The sequence below is a fragment of the Gammaproteobacteria bacterium genome, assembly GCA_016765075.1.
Classification (GTDB): Bacteria; Pseudomonadota; Gammaproteobacteria.
Genome location: JAESQP010000089.1, coordinates 1 through 17,591 on the forward strand (window position 1 = coordinate 1; position 17,591 = coordinate 17,591).

General features: G+C 46.6%; 17 protein-coding genes. 9 read left to right on the plus strand and 8 right to left on the minus strand.

The window, feature by feature from the left end:
• Window positions 1-63: 63 nt before the first annotated feature.
• The 7 genes from pilW to JKY90_05260 all read right to left on the minus strand — a co-directional run bounded on the left by pilW (window position 64) and on the right by JKY90_05260 (window position 5,932).
• Complete coding sequence (gene pilW, locus JKY90_05230; protein MBL4851667.1) at window positions 64-822, minus strand: type IV pilus biogenesis/stability protein PilW; 759 nt, start codon at window positions 820-822, stop codon at window positions 64-66.
• Window positions 823-1,080: 258 nt separating this feature from the next.
• Window positions 1,081-2,289 (minus strand): 23S rRNA (adenine(2503)-C(2))-methyltransferase RlmN, encoded by a 1,209-nt coding sequence (gene rlmN, locus JKY90_05235; GenBank protein MBL4851668.1) that lies wholly within the window; start codon window positions 2,287-2,289, stop codon window positions 1,081-1,083.
• Window positions 2,290-2,292: 3 nt separating this feature from the next.
• Window positions 2,293-2,724: a nucleoside-diphosphate kinase gene (ndk, locus tag JKY90_05240; GenBank protein MBL4851669.1), complete on the minus strand. Its 432-nt coding sequence runs from the start codon at window positions 2,722-2,724 to the stop codon at window positions 2,293-2,295.
• A gap of 302 nt (window positions 2,725-3,026) precedes the next feature.
• Window positions 3,027-3,353 carry an iron-sulfur cluster assembly accessory protein gene (locus JKY90_05245; GenBank protein ID MBL4851670.1) on the minus strand — a complete coding sequence of 109 codons (327 nt, stop codon included), beginning with the start codon at window positions 3,351-3,353 and terminating at the stop codon, window positions 3,027-3,029.
• Window positions 3,354-3,380: 27 nt separating this feature from the next.
• Window positions 3,381-4,517: a cysteine desulfurase gene (locus tag JKY90_05250; GenBank protein MBL4851671.1), complete on the minus strand. Its 1,137-nt coding sequence runs from the start codon at window positions 4,515-4,517 to the stop codon at window positions 3,381-3,383.
• A 37-nt stretch (window positions 4,518-4,554) separates the two neighbouring features.
• A complete protein-coding gene (locus JKY90_05255; GenBank protein ID MBL4851672.1) occupies window positions 4,555-5,064 on the minus strand; it encodes a Fe-S cluster assembly transcription factor in 510 nt (169 codons plus the stop codon).
• 127 nt (window positions 5,065-5,191) lie between these two features.
• A complete protein-coding gene (locus JKY90_05260) occupies window positions 5,192-5,932 on the minus strand; it encodes an RNA methyltransferase (protein ID MBL4851673.1) in 741 nt (246 codons plus the stop codon).
• Window positions 5,933-6,036: 104 nt separating this feature from the next.
• Here JKY90_05260 and JKY90_05265 point away from each other — a divergent pair, with 104 nt between their 5' ends.
• The 9 genes from JKY90_05265 (at window position 6,037) to JKY90_05305 (ending at window position 16,685) form a co-directional block, all read left to right on the plus strand.
• The gene (locus JKY90_05265) at window positions 6,037-6,822 is read left to right on the plus strand and encodes an inositol monophosphatase (GenBank protein MBL4851674.1); all 786 of its coding nucleotides are present in this window, start codon (window positions 6,037-6,039) and stop codon (window positions 6,820-6,822) included.
• 167 nt (window positions 6,823-6,989) lie between these two features.
• Entirely contained in the window at window positions 6,990-7,295 is a 306-nt protein-coding gene (locus JKY90_05270) for a hypothetical protein (protein MBL4851675.1), read from the plus strand.
• Window positions 7,296-7,478: 183 nt separating this feature from the next.
• Window positions 7,479-8,294 (plus strand): sulfurtransferase, encoded by an 816-nt coding sequence (locus JKY90_05275; GenBank protein ID MBL4851676.1) that lies wholly within the window; start codon window positions 7,479-7,481, stop codon window positions 8,292-8,294.
• A 203-nt stretch (window positions 8,295-8,497) separates the two neighbouring features.
• The gene (gene mutS / locus JKY90_05280; protein MBL4851677.1) at window positions 8,498-11,164 is read left to right on the plus strand and encodes a DNA mismatch repair protein MutS; all 2,667 of its coding nucleotides are present in this window, start codon (window positions 8,498-8,500) and stop codon (window positions 11,162-11,164) included.
• Between the two features lie 14 nt (window positions 11,165-11,178).
• Window positions 11,179-11,487 carry a YcgL domain-containing protein gene (locus JKY90_05285; GenBank protein ID MBL4851678.1) on the plus strand — a complete coding sequence of 103 codons (309 nt, stop codon included), beginning with the start codon at window positions 11,179-11,181 and terminating at the stop codon, window positions 11,485-11,487.
• 61 nt (window positions 11,488-11,548) lie between these two features.
• Complete coding sequence (locus JKY90_05290; GenBank protein MBL4851679.1) at window positions 11,549-11,950, plus strand: YcgN family cysteine cluster protein; 402 nt, start codon at window positions 11,549-11,551, stop codon at window positions 11,948-11,950.
• A 97-nt stretch (window positions 11,951-12,047) separates the two neighbouring features.
• Window positions 12,048-13,553: an FMN-binding glutamate synthase family protein gene (locus tag JKY90_05295; protein ID MBL4851680.1), complete on the plus strand. Its 1,506-nt coding sequence runs from the start codon at window positions 12,048-12,050 to the stop codon at window positions 13,551-13,553.
• Between the two features lie 91 nt (window positions 13,554-13,644).
• Entirely contained in the window at window positions 13,645-15,285 is a 1,641-nt protein-coding gene (locus JKY90_05300) for an acetolactate synthase large subunit (GenBank protein MBL4851681.1), read from the plus strand.
• Window positions 15,282-16,685, plus strand: a complete 1,404-nt coding sequence (locus JKY90_05305; protein MBL4851682.1) for an aldehyde dehydrogenase family protein — start codon at window positions 15,282-15,284, stop codon at window positions 16,683-16,685. Before JKY90_05300 ends, JKY90_05305 begins: the two co-directional genes overlap by 4 nt.
• A 351-nt stretch (window positions 16,686-17,036) precedes the next feature.
• Here the strand turns inward: JKY90_05305 and JKY90_05310 are convergent.
• Window positions 17,037-17,591, minus strand: a 555-nt coding sequence (locus JKY90_05310) for an SUMF1/EgtB/PvdO family nonheme iron enzyme (protein ID MBL4851683.1), incomplete at its 5' end; no start/stop codon positions are given.

Below are 17,591 nucleotides of genomic sequence, written 5' to 3' on the forward strand. Positions count from 1 at the left end.
AAAGAGCTGGAAGATTTTAGTCAGCAAGGTCGCGTTCCACGACATATCAGAGGCTCCCAAGCATTATTGATTTGCCCAACAATGCTTGAATTCTTTTGCTTCATCACTATTAGGGAAATTTTTATGCAGACTGGTCGCATACTCACGTACATCATCATCATTATTCAAAGCGTGTTCAATGCGAATTGCCAACCAAAGTGATGATGCATTGGCATTAGCGACAGCAAAATAGCGCTGCACAAAACCGCGCGCAGCCAATACCTCATTAGCTAAATAGCTGAGATCTGCAAGCTGGTAAAGTGAGCGGGCACGACGCTCATCATGTTCAATTGCTTGTCGAAAACGTTTCGCTGCCAAAACAGAATCGCCAGACTTGCGCGCGCATAAGCCTGCGTTTTCTAAAGCATCAGCAGTAGAGGTATAAAATTTATCTTCTATGGCTTCAATAAAATAACCATCGGCCTCATCATAGCGTTGTCTATCACACAGATACACACCGTAATTATTCTTTATCGCCGCGTCTTTGGGCGCCAATTTTAATGCTTTTACGAAGTGTTTATCGGCACGCGCATATTGGCGCATCTGGCGATACGATTCAGCAGCGTAATGATGTGCGCTCGCCAATCGCGAATCAAGCTCAATTGCACGCGTAAAACTTTGAATCGCAAGCTGTGGTCGTTTCTGCTGTAGATAGCCTAAACCTAAGCTAACATGAGCCTCAGCCGCTGTGTTCTCAGACTTATTGGCACCGCCTTGGCTAACGCAAGCGCTAATAAGTAATGATAATAACGCGATAAAGACCAGGGGCTGTTGACGTTTCATTTTTGTCACTGCTGGAGCCTCATTTTTCGCCCTACAAGACGGAAGAAGCGCAGTATAGTCGTTCTATATAAGCGACTGACAACGCAGTAGGGTGAAAAATGAGGCTCAGCCCTGTGGGTTGCACCTTCAATACCGCCACTTGGCGTTACTCGTTGCTCATTTGGAACAACCAAACTACGCGCCTCGCGCCTTAATTGGCGGTATTGAAGGTGCAACAGTGATAAAAATGAAACGTCAACAGACCCTATACGGCTCATACTATCCCCTTGCCGTCATTGCAATACGTTTTTGCTGACGTCGCGTTTTATCAACTATTTTCCCTGCCAACTGGCCACAGGCGCCATCGATATCATCGCCGCGTGTCTTGCGCGTAATCGTGACTAAGCCTGCTGTAACCAATACGTCTCTAAAACGATCAATGGATGCTTGTGAAGAGCGTTTGTAATCTGTCTCAGGGAAAGGGTTAAACGGAATAAGGTTAACTTTGGCCTGACGCCCTTGCAATAAACTCACTAAACGTTTTGCCTGTTTAATACTGTCATTAATACCATCAAGCATAACGTATTCATAGGTCACTTTTTTGCGTGGTGAATCTGCAACGTAAGCTTCGCAGGCATCTAATAAGTCTTTAATAGGGTATTTTTTATTAAGCGGAACTAATTCGTTACGTAATTCATCGTCTGGTGCATGCAATGATACAGCAAGACTGACATCAGCAACATCACGTAACCGCACTAGCGCCGGAATAACTCCTGCGGTACTCAAGGTAATACGTCGTTTGGATAAGCCGTAAGCATTGTCATCAAGCATGACATTGATTGACTTCACTACCTTGTCAAAATTCAATAATGGCTCACCCATTCCCATGAAGACAATATTAGTAATCTTGGTACGACCTGACTGCAAGGAAGAAGTGCTTAATGATTCCATAGGAATCTTAGTGCGACCCTCATTGTGATAACCCAGCGCCTTATACGCAAGCCATACCTGGCCAACGATTTCAGCAACACTAAGATTGCGATTGAAACCCTGATAGCCCGTCGCACAAAAGCTGCACTCTAAAGCGCAACCCACTTGCGAAGAAATGCACAAGGTTCCGCGCTCGGCTTCAGGGATATACACCGTTTCGATGCAATTGCCACCTTGCAGACGTACTAACCATTTATAGGTGCCATCTGCTGAAATGTTTTCAGATAAGATTTCCGGCGCCTTAACTTCAGCAATATCTGCCAGGGTAGCGCGCAGTGATTTATTCAGATCGGTCATTTGAGAAAAATCACTGACGCCACGCTGGTGAATCCACTTCATTACCTGACTCGCACGAAAACTACGCTCACCCATTTGAACGAACCAATCCACCATCGCCTCATGATCAAGGTCTAGTAGATTGGTCTTCACTGAGATTCCTGCGGCATCATTAAGTACTTCTTCCCTACAGTCAGGTCGCGTTGTGGCTGAGTCGGTCATGAGCTAACGAGTGCGAGAACAAAGTTCTTCATCGGCAAAGAAGAATGCGATTTCTTCTTTTGCAGTAGTGACGGCATCAGATCCATGACAAGCATTTTCATCAATGCTGTCAGCAAAATCTGCACGAACAGTCCCTGCCGCCGCTTCTTTAGGATTGGTGGCACCCATCACATCACGATGCGCCAAAACTGCATTGTCGCCTTCAAGCACTGAGATCATGACCGGGCCTGAAGTCATAAAAGCAACCAAATCGGCATAAAATGGGCGTTCTTTGTGAACAGCATAAAAATCGCCAGCACGCTCATCACTAAGATGAGTCATTTTTGCCGCGATAATGCGTAAGCCTGCTTGTTCAAATCGACTATAAATCTGACCGATTACGTTCTTGCCCACTGCATCAGGCTTGATAATAGACAAGGTTCGTTCAATCGCCATAAAAACTCCTGGAAATTCAATTAGTTAATAGAAATATCCCGATATAGAGCATAACGGGGAAGCAAATCCCCCCTATTCTAAAGAATAGAGGGCCACCTCGGCAATGAAAATGGCTTTTAATTCAGTCTAGAATACCCAAATCAAGTATTAAAACGCTTTAAGAATTAACATGAACGAAGAATTATGGCAATGAGGTTATCCAGCGATAAAATATCGACCTAATTGGCTGCAAGGTCCTTCTATCTAATGCTGAAAAAACAAAACACGCACCAAGGCAATCGTGACAACCACTAATTTGGATGCTAGCTCACACTAAAGCTTTCACCACAACCGCACATATCCGTTACATTGGGGTTACGAAATTTGAAGCTTTTATTTAACCCTTCTGTCACGTAATCGAGCTCGATACCTTCTAGTATTTGCAGGCTGTCTTCATCGACTATAACCGACGCATCATGCTGCGTAAAAATACTATCGTTTTCACTCTGCTCATCGGCGAAATCCAACACATAGGCAAAACCTGCGCAGCCATTTTTTTTAACACCTAAACGTATGCCGATGCCAGAGCCACGTTCTTCGAGCATGGATTGGATACGCTGGGCAGCCGCTTGTGTAAGTGAAATTGACATGGCCGATCCTTATAATCCTTAGTATAGCTACCAGGCAACTGAAGCCATTTGTTGGCTCATTTGCGTTAATTCTTTAATCGCTGCTATCGCAGCGTCACACTCTGCTAGCGTACTGTCTTTACCAAAACTGATGCGCAAGGTGCTCTGCGCAAATTCATCATCCAGATCCATCGCCCGTAACACATGACTAGGCTCAGTATCACTGCTAGCGCAGGCCGAGCCACTGGACACGGCGATGCCTTTGGCATCGAGACTCATCAAGAGAGTCTCACCTTCAACACCGGCAATAGCAAGCAATACCGTATTGGGTAAACGCGGTGCTGACTCTGCAATAATGTGGGCACCATCCAGTTTTTTCAATGCGGTTTCTAAATGCTTACGCAAACCAAGCATATGCTGGCTGCGTGCATCAAGTTGCTGGCGCGCCAATTCAGCTGCTTTGGCAAAACCCACTATTGCCGCGACATTTTCTGTGCCCGAACGACGACCTTTTTCATGGCCACCACCGAATAACAGAGGTGGGATATCCAGCGCCTTATCAACAATCAACGCACCAACACCTTTGGGACCATAGATTTTGTGCGCAGACAAACTCATAAGATGAACACCTAACGCATTAAAGTCGATGGCGATCTTGCCTGCAGCCTGCACCGCGTCAGTATGCACGATGACGCCATACTCGCGCGCTTTATGCGCTAAAGCCGCAACGGGCTGAATAACGCCGGTTTCATTATTAGCCATCATGACTGACATCAGTGTTGGTTTTTTTTTCAGTATCTCAGCAGTAGCGTCTTCATCCACCCTACCATTGGCATCAACCGGTGCTAACGCTAATTGCCATCCCTTCGCTTGCCACTGGCGTGCTGGCTCTAACACAGCAGGATGCTCGATAGCGCTGACGCAAAATGCGCCAACATTATGGCTGGCAAGGCTGTTCAAGGCCAAATTATTGGCCTCTGTGCCACCACTGGTGAAAATAATCTGCGTTGGATGTGCGCCAACTAGATCAGCCACCTGCTCGCGCGCGTTATCAATTGCTGTGCGGGCTATTCGGCCTGCATGATGAATACTTGACGGGTTACCATGATGCGCTGTCAGATAAGGCAACATCGCTTCAAGAGCAGCCGGGTCAAGTTGCGTTGTGGCATTGTGGTCGAGATACATCGTCAAATGCTATATCTCCCGGGGGTGCTGTTCACGCCTACGCTGTCGATTTTTTAATAGATTTTCTAATAGATTTTTTAATATTGGGCAATTCCACGTAGTGAGGTCGTGTCGCGTCATCCTGTCGCTTAGCGACGGCACGAACCGTATTTCGCTTAACCAGTTCACCCAAACTAATATGACTGAGAAAGGCATAAACCTGATCGCTCAAATCGGCCCATAAATCGTGAGTTAAACAGGGTTCTCCGTGTTGACAATCGGCGCTGCCACCACAACGGGTCGCGTCAACTTTCTCGTCAATGGCATCCAACACATGCATCACTGCAATCTCATTAGCGTCACGTGCTAAACGATAACCACCACCAGGGCCACGTGCACTCTCAACCAGGCCATTACGACGTAGCCTGGAAAATAATTGTTCAAGATAAGAAAGCGAGACGGCCTGGCGTTTTGAAATATCAGCCAACGGAGTGGGTCCGGCGTCTGTATGGAGGGCCAGATCTAACATAGCCGTCACGGCGTAACGCCCTTTAGTGGTTAACTTCATCGGTAAAACAACCCCTTGTACCCCAAGAGCTTACCTCCGCGAAAGCGTGGGGCACCTTGATGTAGAATGACCAGCAACACTTGCCATGCTCTTATAGTGTGATATTAGCTATACTTGACTAATTCAGTCAAGTATTATCAGGTCGGTTCTTTTGTACCCCAAGAGCACGCTGTGCTGCGCTAAACACACCACGCAAGATATTAATATCCTGTTTATCGGGCTCTGCCTTCATATAAAGACGACGAAGTCGGCGCATAATATGGCCAGGTTGTTCTGGGTCAAGAAACTCAACGTCGATCATTACTTGCTCAAGATGTTCAAAAAAACGTTCCAGCTCATCAACTGGAGCTGGCAAAGAACCAACCTTGATAAGGGGCTGCACACTGGCCAAACGTAATTCATAACACATAATCTGCACTGCGGCGGCAAGATTCAGCGACGGATAATCAGGATTAGCGTCTATTGACACATGATAGTGACAGGCCTCAAGCTCTTCATTGGTCAAACCAGAATGTTCACGACCAAATACCAGCGCAAGCTCAGCCTCACCTTGCTCAGCCGCATAATCAGCGCATTGCCTTGGCGACATCTGTGGCCAGGGTATCGTTCGCTCACGCGCACTTAAACCGAAGACGTAGTGACAACCCTGTAGCGCTTGCGCAAGGCTGGTACACACTTGGGCATTGGCTAGCACATCATCAGCGCCAGATGCTCTAGCTGTTGCGTCGGCGTGAGGGTAAGATTTTGGTGAGACCAAAACCAGCCGTTGCAGACCCATTGTTTTCATCGCACGCGCGGCAGCACCAATGTTGCCAGGGTGGCTGGTGGCGATAAGAACGATACGGATGCGATCAGAGAGTTTAGACAAAAGAATAGGCTACAAGATGTATTAGTCAACGCAATGTTAGAATAGCATACGCTACGCATTATCGCGCCTTGTCCATAACCAAAGCAAATCAAAGGAAAACACACATGCACCCGATGTTAAATATCGCCGTTCGCGCCGCACGTCGAGCGGGGGACATCATTAGTCGCTCTATGGACAAGCTAGATAGCATTGATGTCATCACCAAAGATCATAATGACTTTGTCAGCGCAGTTGACGAAGCGGCCGAAGCGGCCATTATTGACATCATTAAAACTGCCTACCCTGACCACCAAATTATGGCAGAAGAAAGTGGTAATCAAGGAGACAGTGATTACGTCTGGATCATCGACCCGCTTGATGGTACGACTAATTTTCTTCATGGCTTTCCACAATTTGCTGTATCGATTGCCCTTAAACACCGAGATAAATTACAACAAGCCGTGATCTATGACCCGGTGAGCCAGGAACTCTTTACTGCTAGCCGTGGCGCAGGCGCACAACTTAACAACCGCCGCATCCGCGTCAGCAAACGTAAAATACTGGCTGGATCGCTAATCGGCACTGGCTTTCCCTTCCGTAAAGACCAGGATCTCGACGCCTATCTGGAGACATTTCGCGCGATCGCACCCAAGGCTGCCGGCATTCGTCGCGCCGGCTCTGCCGCGCTGGATCTGGCCTATGTTGCGGCTGGCCGCCTTGATGGTTTTTGGGAATTTGGCCTCAAACCCTGGGATATCGCCGCTGGTGTCTTGCTTATTGAAGAAGCAGGCGGCCTGGTTGGTGATATGACTGGCGGTAATACACACTTTGATAGCGGTGATATTGTCTGTGCCAACCCCAAACTGTTCAAAATCTTATTGCAAAACATACAACCACATATAAAAAAATAGGTCTATAGATCAATCTCTTATGTCAATAATGCCTCTTAAAAGGCCTTCTCGAAAGCTCTGCCCTGAGATTTATTAGGCAAATATGTGAGCAATCTCACCTATTTAACCATCAAGTTTTACTGACTATTTTCCGACAACTAGGGTGACACTTTTTAGGAGCAGTTATTTTGAAAAAGAAAAATAATACGGGTTTTGGTGATCGAGCGCAGGAGATGTTAATGCTCGACATGCTCGATGGTATGCATGAGTTCTTTACTCAAGCGGCCTATCATTCTTCGCTAGCCAATACCTTTGAAATTTTACCTAGCAAAGAAAAAACAAAAGAAGAACAAAACACTGCCACGAATACTGATCGCAGCCATGGCAGCGGTGCTGTCATTATTTCATTCAGTGAAGCACGCGCACGCCGAATCATGCAGCAAGACGCACTTGCCAAAGAACGCATTACCCAACGCGCATTAAACAAGTTATAAAAGACTTATCTGGACACATATAGTGTCAAATCAGACCGACAAAGGATGTCGGTCAAACTATAACAAGCAACTTCACTCATTTACTTGCCCCCTATTTGACAGTACAAACCCAACAGCGCGATGATACCGCTAGACAAATACAGCGCACCTGTTCTATTACCAAGAACATCTGCCAGGAGCATCATGGCCAGCCCACCTGCTTTATTACTCGAGCCACAAGCACTGCAACCATTGCTCGGCAATCATCAGCTACTCGTCGTAGATCTATCCTCCGCTGATAGCTATAACACCCTCCACATTCCAGGTGCCATCTCACTTAATTACAATAATATTGTGACATCACAGCCGCCCACCATGGGCTTATTGCCGAATGAAGAAATGCTGAGCCGTGTCTTTTCCAAAATTGGCCTGACACCGAGCCATCATGTCGTCGCCTACGATGACGACAACAGCGGCAAAGCCTGCCGTCTGCTGTGGACTCTAGATTGCCTCGGCCATAAAAGTTCGTCCCTGCTAAATGGTGGTCTCACTGCATGGCGCAGTACCGGTATGCCAATGAATAATCAAACTATTAGCATCCATACCAGCCATTATGAAGCGCGTATAGACAACACTGTCCTGGCAGATAAAGACTACATTCTCGAACATCTCAATGACCCTTCAGTGGTGCTACTCGATGCACGCAGTGAAGGCGAATTTAAAGGCGAGATCGTGCGTGCTAAACGTAGTGGACATATTCCTGGCGCAGTGAACATTAACTGGACTGATGCCATCAATATGGAAAACAACCTTAAATTACGTAGTAGTGATGCGTTACGCACACTGTATGCGTCGGCTGGCATCACTAAAGACAAACAAATCATTAGCTACTGCCAAACCCATCACCGCTCAGCACACAGCTATATCGTGCTCAAAAGCCTCGGCTATAAAAGTATCAAAGGCTACCATGGTGCCTGGTCTGAATGGGGCAATGACAAAGACACCCCTATCGAACAATAAGCTACACACCCTTTTCCGTTATGATAAGGGGTGTTAACAATCATTTTGGCAGCCCTGTTGCGCCTTCAATGCCGCCAGACAAGGCGAGAGGAGAGAAGTTTGGTGGTTCCAAATGATCGACGAATAACGCAGTATGGCGGCATTGAAGGCGCAACTCGAAGGGCGGGCAGAGCTGCCAAAATGATTGTTAACACCCCCTAGCCATGAACACTGATTTCTCTTCTCATACACCAATGATGCGCCAGTATTTACGCATCAAACAGGACTATCCTGATACCCTCGTTTTTTACCGTATGGGCGATTTCTACGAGCTGTTCTTTGAAGATGCCAAACATGCTGCAAAGTTACTTAACATCAGCCTGACCGCACGCGGCCAATCTGCTGGCGCACCGATTCCTATGGCTGGTGTGCCTTATCACGCTGCCGATAATTATCTGGCCAAACTCATCAAACACGGTGAATCGGTTGCCATTTGCGAGCAAATCGGCGACCCCAGTACCAGCAAAGGGCCGGTTGAACGTAAAGTCGTTCGGCTGATGACGCCAGGCACTGTCACCGACGATGGCATGCTTGATGCCGAACGTGACAATTTGTTGGTCGCTGTTTTTATCGAAGGTAGCTCAGCAGGAATCGCGGCACTGGACATCAGTAGCGCACGCTTCTTTATTTCACAACTGCAATCAAGCAATGCACTCGATGATGAACTGGCACGTCTGCGCCCTGCTGAACTATTAGTGCAGGAGGATCACGCCAATATATTCAGCAACAACAATAAACACCACAGCCCCGTGTCAAGCACGGAGCCTGCCCCGTGCTTGACACGGGGGCAGGCCCTTGGGGTACAAACACTCGAAGCCTGGGAGTTTGACCTGGATAACGCGCAACGTCTGCTATGCGAACAACTTAAATTACATGACCTGAGCGGACTCGGTTGTGACGACACCCCGCTGGCCGTGCGCGCTGCTGGCGCGCTACTGCAATATGCAAGACGAACACAGCAAAACCTGCTACCCCATATTAGTAGCCTGCACGTCTCACAACATAGTGAAAATTTGTTACTGGATGCTGCCAGTCGTCGCAACCTTGAGATTGATATTAATCTTCAAGGCGGTCGTGACAACACCCTGACATCGGTCATAGATCGTACTGTCACCACCATGGGTGGCCGCATGTTACGCCGCTGGCTCAACACCCCTATGCGCAACCATGAATTGCTGCGCCAACGTTACCAATGCGTCGATACCTTACAAACGCCAGAGGCACACGAACCGACACGTGAACAACTTAAACAGGTTGGCGATATCGAACGTATTGTCAGCCGTATCGCATTAAAATCAGCACGACCACGCGACTTAACACAACTGCGCCAATCACTGCATAGTTTGCCAAAGCTTAAACAACAGCTTGCACAATTTGACTCGCCCCTGCTGAACGAACTTGAATCAGCTGTAGACGAACATAGCCAGCTTAGCCAACTGCTAAACAATGCCATTATTGCAGAGCCACCCATGCTCATTCGCGATGGCGGCGTCATTGCAACGGGTTTTGATAGCGAGCTCGATGAACTGCGCAATTTAAGTGAAAACGCCAACCAATTTTTAATTGACCTCGAAACCAAAGAAAGAAAAAACAGCGGTATTAGCACACTCAAGGTGGGCTATAACCGTGTGCACGGGTATTACATTGAAGCCAGTAAAATCCATACAGAAAAAATTCCCGATCATTTCCAACGTCGCCAAACACTGAAAAACGTTGAACGCTATATCACACCCGAGCTGAAATCATTTGAAGATAAAGTATTAAGCGCACGCCAGCGCGCCTTAAGCAGAGAAAAATACCTCTACGAACAATTATTAGACACCTTGGCTGAAGATGTTCAGACATTACAAAGCAGCGCAAATGTGATTGCACAAATTGATGTGCTGACTAATTTTGCGCAACGCGCCTGGCAACTTGATTTATCACAACCAGAACTAACAGAAGAACCTGGTCTGTTAATTAAAGATGGCCGTCATCCTGTTGTCGAAGCCACCTTGGACAAACCCTTTACGCCCAACGATGTGCAACTCGATGACTCGCGTCGCATGCTTATTATTACCGGCCCAAACATGGGCGGTAAATCGACCTATATGCGCCAAACTGCCATCATTACTCTATTGGCGCATTGCGGCTGTTTCGTCCCGGCCAAGCGTGCTGTCATTGGCCCCTTTGACCGTATTTTCACACGTATCGGCGCCTCGGATGACTTGGCTGGAGGCCGCTCCACATTTATGGTGGAAATGACCGAGACCGCAGCTATTCTTCACAACGCCAGCGAACAAAGCCTGGTGCTAATGGACGAAGTGGGTCGTGGCACCAGCACCTTCGATGGCCTGTCACTGGCCTGGGCTTGCGCTGAACACTTGGCTAAACACATCAAGGCCTTCACCTTATTTGCTACCCACTACTTTGAACTTACCGTCCTGCAATCAAAGCAAGATGCTATTGCCAACATTCATCTTGCCGCCATCGAACACCATGACAGCATTGTTTTTCTGCATAGCGTCAAAGAAGGTGCGGCTAATCGTAGTTATGGATTACAAGTTGCCGCGCTTGCTGGCGTACCCAAGACTGTCGTTGCGACAGCAAGAAAACGTCTGCATTTATTGGAACAACAACAGGCCAGCAGCAATCACAACAATCATCCACAAATCGATTTATTTAATGCCCCTGCTGACACACAAACACTCTCATCCGAGCCCCTCAAACAGACCATTAATCCAACGTTAGAATTATTGGCAACCATTGATCCCGATGAGCTCACAGCAAGACAAGCACTAGAGTTGCTATACCAACTGAAACAACTCCACGGCACAGCAGAAACCGAATAGGCCTTGAAGAGACTATGACTAAGAAAACAGAACGCACTTGCGAAATTTATCGTTGCTCATACAAAGACGGCATGTATCTCTACATCGATAAAAAAGACAACTTAAATGATTTGCCTGATGCTTTAAAAAAGAAAATTGGCCAACCAGAACTGGCGATGACACTCACCATTACCGCAAAAACTAAGCTGGCGAATGCAAATGCAAATGCAATATTAGCTGCGTTAGACTCACAAGGATTTTATCTGCAAATACCCATTAACCCTACCGATTATATGCAGGAAGTAAATAAAGAAAATTACTTTCTCGGTAAAGAATCGGGTTAACTAAAATTGCTATTTACTCATTGTGACGAATAAATTTTGGCAAACGAAACAACTCGATGAAATGAGCCAAAACGAGTGGGAATCACTCTGCGATGGCTGCGGTTTATGCTGCTTGCATAAACTCGAAGATGAAGACACAGATCAGGTTTACTACACCAAAGTTGCTTGCAAACTTTTGGACTTGGATCGTTGCCGCTGTACAAACTACCCACAACGCCAAGACCTGGTCAGTGATTGCCTGGTTTTAACAGCAAAAGACATCGAAAAATTTCACTGGCTACCCTCTACTTGCGCTTATCGATTAATCGCTGACGGAAAACCCCTGTTCGATTGGCACCCGTTGATATCAGGCAACAGCCATAGTGTTCACCACGCTGGAATATCCGTAAAAGACCGCGTATTGTCAGAGTCTGAAGTGGACATAACTAGCCTTGAAGAACATATTATTCATTGGGTTAGCTAAGCACCAAAAACACTTTATATTGCTGTTACATAATTGTGCTAGATTCAACTTATAATCTGAGCTAAACCAGATTTTCACTCTATGTGAGAAAATATAAATGAACGATATTCAAATGAATGACATCCATCTTTTGTCATCGTTATTTATATTTTTGATTGCATTGTTCATTCTCGTGGTGATCGTCTTGTTCATTATGGATATCACTCAATCCAAAGACGCAGTAAGAAAGAACTACCCCGTCATAGGCCGTTTTCGCTATTTGTTTTCCTCATTGGGTGAGTTTTTTCGCCAGTATTTTTTTGCCATGGATCGCGAAGAAATGCCATTCAATCGTGCTGAGCGTGAGTGGGTTGGTAAAGCTGCAAGCAATAAAGACAATACGATTGCCTTTGGCTCGACAAAAAACCTTTCGGCAGTGGGAACTGTGATATTCGTAAATTGCCCTTTCCCCACATTAGATGAAGACGCAGAGAAAAGAATCAGCCTAGAAATAGGTCCCTATTGCAAAAAACCTTACAACGCACCATCGATATTCAATATCTCTGGCATGAGTTATGGCGCACTATCAGCGCCCGCTGTTCGCGCCCTATCCAAAGGCGCCAAAATAGCAGGCTGCTGGATGAATACAGGGGAAGGAGGGCTGTCACCCTATCATCTAGAAGGCAACTGCGATATTGTTTTTCAAATTGGCACCGCCAAGTACGGGGTACGCGACGAGTCAGGCAAACTGTCCGATGAAAAACTCAAAGAGGTCGCCGCGCACGAACAGATAAAAATGTTTGAGCTAAAAATTAGCCAAGGCGCCAAACCTGGCAAAGGCGGTATTTTGCCCGGCATAAAAGTCACAGCAGAAATTGCAAAAATACGTGGCATACCGCAAGGCCAAAGTTCAATTTCCCCTAATCGACACCCTGAAATCGATAACAATAACGAATTGCTTGATATGATTAATCATGTTAGGGACGTTACCGGAAAACCCGTCGGCTTTAAATCCGTCATTGGATCACCCGGCTGGATAGCACATCTATGTAAGGCGATCCACGCGCGTGGGGTAGAAAGTGCACCGGACTTTATTACTGTCGACAGCGGCGATGGTGGGACAGGCGCAGCACCGATGGCCTTAATGGACAACGTCGGTTTACCCATCAAAGAATCCTTACCACTGATCGCAGACATACTGTACCAATATGGTTTAAATGAACGCATTCGACTTATTGCTTCAGGCAAACTCATCACACCCTCTGAGATGGCCTGGGCTATTGCCACCGGCGCAGACTTCGTTACTTCGGCACGCGGCTTCATGTTCTCGCTAGGCTGCATTCAAGCACTTAGGTGCAATAAAAATACTTGCCCAACTGGAATCACCACACATAACCCGCGCTTACAAAAAGGCCTTGATCCGACTGACAAGTCCGTCAAAGTAGCAAATTACTGTAATAATATGCGCCATGAGATTGAAATGATCTCGCATTCTTGCGGTGTTAGAAGACCGCGGCTTATGCGGCGCAAACATATACGTATCGTCCAAGACAATGGCAAATCTATCCCTATGGATATTTTATATCCTGTACCCAAACCAATCTTGCTTGATCAACATACTTAAATATCTTATCTATATTAATTTGTCTGCCATTAAATAGCGGGGCTAAACAATGGACAAAGAAATGACCTCTAAAAAGGGTAAAGAACATGGCATGAAGGCCTCAGATCTTTTTGTCCGCGCATTAGAAATGGAAGGCGTCGAACACATATTTGCTGTGCCTGGCGAAGAAAACCTCGATATGCTCGAGTCATTACGCACCTCAACGATAAAACTCGTCCTCACCCGTCATGAGCAAGGCGCCGCATTTATGGCAGCAACCTATGGTCGCCTTACCAACAAAGCAGGGGTGTGTATGGCGACACTGGGGCCTGGCGCCACCAACCTTGCAACACCTGCCGCTTACGCACAACTTGGTGGCTTCCCCTTAATAATGATTACCGGACAAAAACCTATAAAAAAATCTAAACAAGGCCAATTCCAGATCATTGACATCGTCAGCTTGTTTCAACCAATCTGCAAAATGTCGAAGCAAATAGTGCACGGCAATACCATTCCGGCATTAGTCCGCGAAGCATTTCGCATCGCCGAAGAAGAACGACCTGGCGCAGTATTACTCGAATTACCCGAAGATATCGCGGCTGAAGAAACTAACGCATTTGTGCTAACACCACATCATCGACATTACGCCGTAGCTGATGACATAGTATTAGACGAAGCTGCAAAACTCATTCGCTCAGCGAAGCTACCACTGCTATTAATTGGTGCTGGTGCCAATCGAAGACATACACGCTCAGCGCTGGACGACTTTATTCACAGTATAAAAGTCCCGTTTTTTAGCACCCAAATGGGCAAGGGTGTCGTCGACGAACGCTCAGAACTTTGCTTAGGTACTGCAGCGCTATCTGATAACGATTATTTGCACTGCGCTATTAAGCGTGCTGATTTAATCATTAATGTTGGTCATGACGTTGTTGAAAAACCACCCTTTCTCATGGAGGACAATGGCAAAAAAGTCATCCACGTTAATTATACATCTGCCCAAGTAGACCAGGTTTATTTCCCACAGGTTGAAGTGGTCGGCGACATAGTCGGCTCAATAAAACGCCTGAAAGATAAACTCAAGACCAGCCTTGAATTCGATCGCACCTATTTCTCACGTATTCATAATGAAATCGAGACTCATATTAACGAGGGAATTACTGACACACGCTTTCCTATTACACCACAACGTCTAGTTGCCGACACACGAAAAGTCATGGGTGATGAAGATATTATTGCCCTCGACAATGGCATTTATAAAATTTGGTTTGCGCGCAACTACAAAGCCTACCAACCGAACACCGTATTACTTGATAATGCATTGGCAACCATGGGCGCTGGGTTACCCTCTGCCATGATGGTAGCAATGATGTATCCCAAACGACGCGTCATGGCTATTTGTGGTGACGGTGGCTTTATGATGAATTCGCAAGAAGTTGAAACAGCCGTTCGCCTTAAACTTAATTTAGTCATTACCATTTTAAACGATAGCTCTTACGGCATGATCCGTTGGAAGCAGGCATCCGCAGGTTTTGACGACTGGGGCCTGGAGTTTGGTAATCCTGATTTTGTAAAATATGCGCAAAGCTATGGCGCTAATGGTCATCGCATTGAATCTGCTGAAAGTCTTATACCAGTCTTAAACCAAGCCTTCGATGCTGGCGGTGTTCATCTTATAGACCTACCAATTGATTACTCAGAAAATGAAAAAGTCCTCATTGACGAATTAACTGAAAAAGTTTGTCTACTATGAATGCAAACGCAAATAAAACACTCGAAGTGGTTAACCCTTACGATCTAAAACCTATTGGTAGTGTTCCACTTAGTGACTGGAATGAAATCGATACGTATTTAGACACCGCGCAATCGCTATATAAAAACCGTGATGCCTGGCTGCCAGCACATACGCGTATCGCTATCCTGAAAAACACCGCAGCAAGCCTTGAACAACACACCGATGATCTCGCTTTTTTGATTGCCAATGAAGGGGGTAAACCCTTAATCGATGCGCGAATAGAAGTCGCTCGTGCTATAGAAAGTGTGCAAATCTGTATCACAACACTGACGCATATGGCCGGCAAAGAAATCCCTATGGGACATACTGCGGCAAGCGCTGGTAGAATTGCATTTACCACGCTCGAGCCCATCGGCCCTGTTGTTGCGGTCTCAGCATTCAACCATCCGCTAAATTTAATTGCTCATCAGGTGGCGCCTGCTGTTGCCACTGGCTGTCCTGTGCTGGTCAAACCTGCTGACAACACGCCTTTATCCTGCCAGCGTTTTGTCGAAATACTTCACGCATCAGGTTTACCACCAGAATGGTGTCGTTTTGTCGCCTGCAATACTCCTACAGCAGAAAAAATGGTCACCGACCCTCGTGTCGCTTTCTTTTCATTCGTGGGTTCAGCAAATATCGGTTGGATGCTGCGTTCTAAGCTTGCACCAGGCACGCGTTGCGCGCTCGAACACGGTGGTGCTGCGCCAGTTATTGTCGACGAAAGCGCAGACTTTGAAACAATGGTACCTGCGTTAATTAAAGGCGGATTTTATCACTCTGGCCAAGTGTGTGTTTCGGTACAACGCGTTTTTGTACCACGCGCGCACTCACAAGTCATCGCAGAAGCATTGGCTAGCACAGCAGAAAAACTCGTTGTTGGTAATGCCACTGATGAAGCTACGCTATGCGGGCCACTCATTCACCCAAGAGAAGTTGATCGGGTTGCCGAATGGGTCAACGAAGCAAAATCTCAAGGAGCAAAAGTGCTTTGTGGTGGTAAAAAGCTAGGCACCACAACCTACGCACCAACCGTACTCCTTAATCCACCTCTCGATGCAAAAGTCTCATGCCAAGAAATATTTGGCCCCGTTGTTTGTGTTTACAGCTACGACAAACTCGAAACAGCCTTGAAACTTGCCAACGCCCTGCCTTTTGCATTTCAGGCCTCGGTATTTAGTAATAAACTGGATGTCGTGATGGAGTGTATCCAAAAACTGGATGCTAGCGCAGTCATGGTCAACGATCACACCGCCTTTCGCGCTGATTGGATGCCTTTTGCAGGTCGTAGACAGTCCGGTTATGGAACCGGTGGCATTGCTTATACTATGCATGACATGACTCAGGAAAAAATGGCCATTATCAATCTGGCAAACTAAAGCTGTGATGCTCAACCATAACGTAATAAGAAATCAATAACTTACATAACATCACGGCACAATTTCATTGTAATTCACAACGATTAACCCCATAGAATAGATTCTAGGGTTGGCAATACTCGTCAAGCCACCTGTAATCGATTAAAATACCCGGTTTTTATACTAAGGAACCTCTAGTGTGTCGTGGAACGCGACCTTGATGGCTGAAACTTTCCAGCTCTTTGTTGTACCCCAAGGGCACTTCCTTCGGGGCGCGATCTTGCCAATAGCCCCACTATTGACTACGATTCGCGCCTTGATCTGAAAAGTTTCAGCCATCAATCTCGCTGCTCCAGACACATCAGCGATCCCTTAGTATTCCCTGACAACACGAAAGCCGATTGAGTCGCTGCGGGTTGTAATGTCAAAGGAATCACGAGCAGATGAGCGTAGATGGTTAAAGCTTGAACGGTAGGAGCCACCGCGAACCATACGTTTGCCACAATTGCCATTACTTATCCAGGCTTTGCTGTCCAGTGGCGCATTTTCATAGCTGGCGTGGTAACAGTCCTGAACCCATTCGGCGACGTTACCCGCAGTATTTTTAATACCGAAGGCGTTAGCATCATAGCTTTCTACAGCGGTTGTTTGTTTGCCAGCCAGATTGTCTGTGCAATCGTGACAATTAGCATAATCACCACGTAACTCATTACCCCACCAATAGCTGGCCTGGCTGCCGGCACGAGCCATGTATTCCCATTCTGATTCACTGGGAAGACGATAGCTATGCCCCGTCTGCTCAGATAGCCTTACTGTATAGTCAACAGCATCTTGCCAACTGACATTGATCACAGGTTGGTTGTTGCGTCCCCAGCCTTCGTCATCAGGGGAAGAATGTCTAGTGGCTTTAGCGAATTTTTCGTATTC

Coding starts and splice junctions, on each gene's coding strand:
- ndk (MBL4851669.1), bottom strand. CDS start 2,724: ATGGCGATTGAACGAACCTTGTCTATTATCAAGCCTGATGCAGTGGGC.
- JKY90_05255 (MBL4851672.1), bottom strand. CDS start 5,064: ATGAAGTTAACCACTAAAGGGCGTTACGCCGTGACGGCTATGTTAGAT.
- JKY90_05250 (MBL4851671.1), bottom strand. CDS start 4,517: ATGTATCTCGACCACAATGCCACAACGCAACTTGACCCGGCTGCTCTT.
- JKY90_05265 (MBL4851674.1), top strand. CDS start 6,037: ATGCACCCGATGTTAAATATCGCCGTTCGCGCCGCACGTCGAGCGGGG.
- JKY90_05285 (MBL4851678.1), top strand. CDS start 11,179: ATGACTAAGAAAACAGAACGCACTTGCGAAATTTATCGTTGCTCATAC.
- JKY90_05295 (MBL4851680.1), top strand. CDS start 12,048: ATGAACGATATTCAAATGAATGACATCCATCTTTTGTCATCGTTATTT.
- rlmN (MBL4851668.1), bottom strand. CDS start 2,289: ATGACCGACTCAGCCACAACGCGACCTGACTGTAGGGAAGAAGTACTT.
- JKY90_05305 (MBL4851682.1), top strand. CDS start 15,282: ATGAATGCAAACGCAAATAAAACACTCGAAGTGGTTAACCCTTACGAT.
- JKY90_05300 (MBL4851681.1), top strand. CDS start 13,645: ATGAAGGCCTCAGATCTTTTTGTCCGCGCATTAGAAATGGAAGGCGTC.
- pilW (MBL4851667.1), bottom strand. CDS start 822: ATGAAACGTCAACAGCCCCTGGTCTTTATCGCGTTATTATCATTACTT.
- JKY90_05290 (MBL4851679.1), top strand. CDS start 11,549: ATGAGCCAAAACGAGTGGGAATCACTCTGCGATGGCTGCGGTTTATGC.
- mutS (MBL4851677.1), top strand. CDS start 8,498: ATGAACACTGATTTCTCTTCTCATACACCAATGATGCGCCAGTATTTA.
- JKY90_05245 (MBL4851670.1), bottom strand. CDS start 3,353: ATGTCAATTTCACTTACACAAGCGGCTGCCCAGCGTATCCAATCCATG.
- JKY90_05275 (MBL4851676.1), top strand. CDS start 7,479: ATGGCCAGCCCACCTGCTTTATTACTCGAGCCACAAGCACTGCAACCA.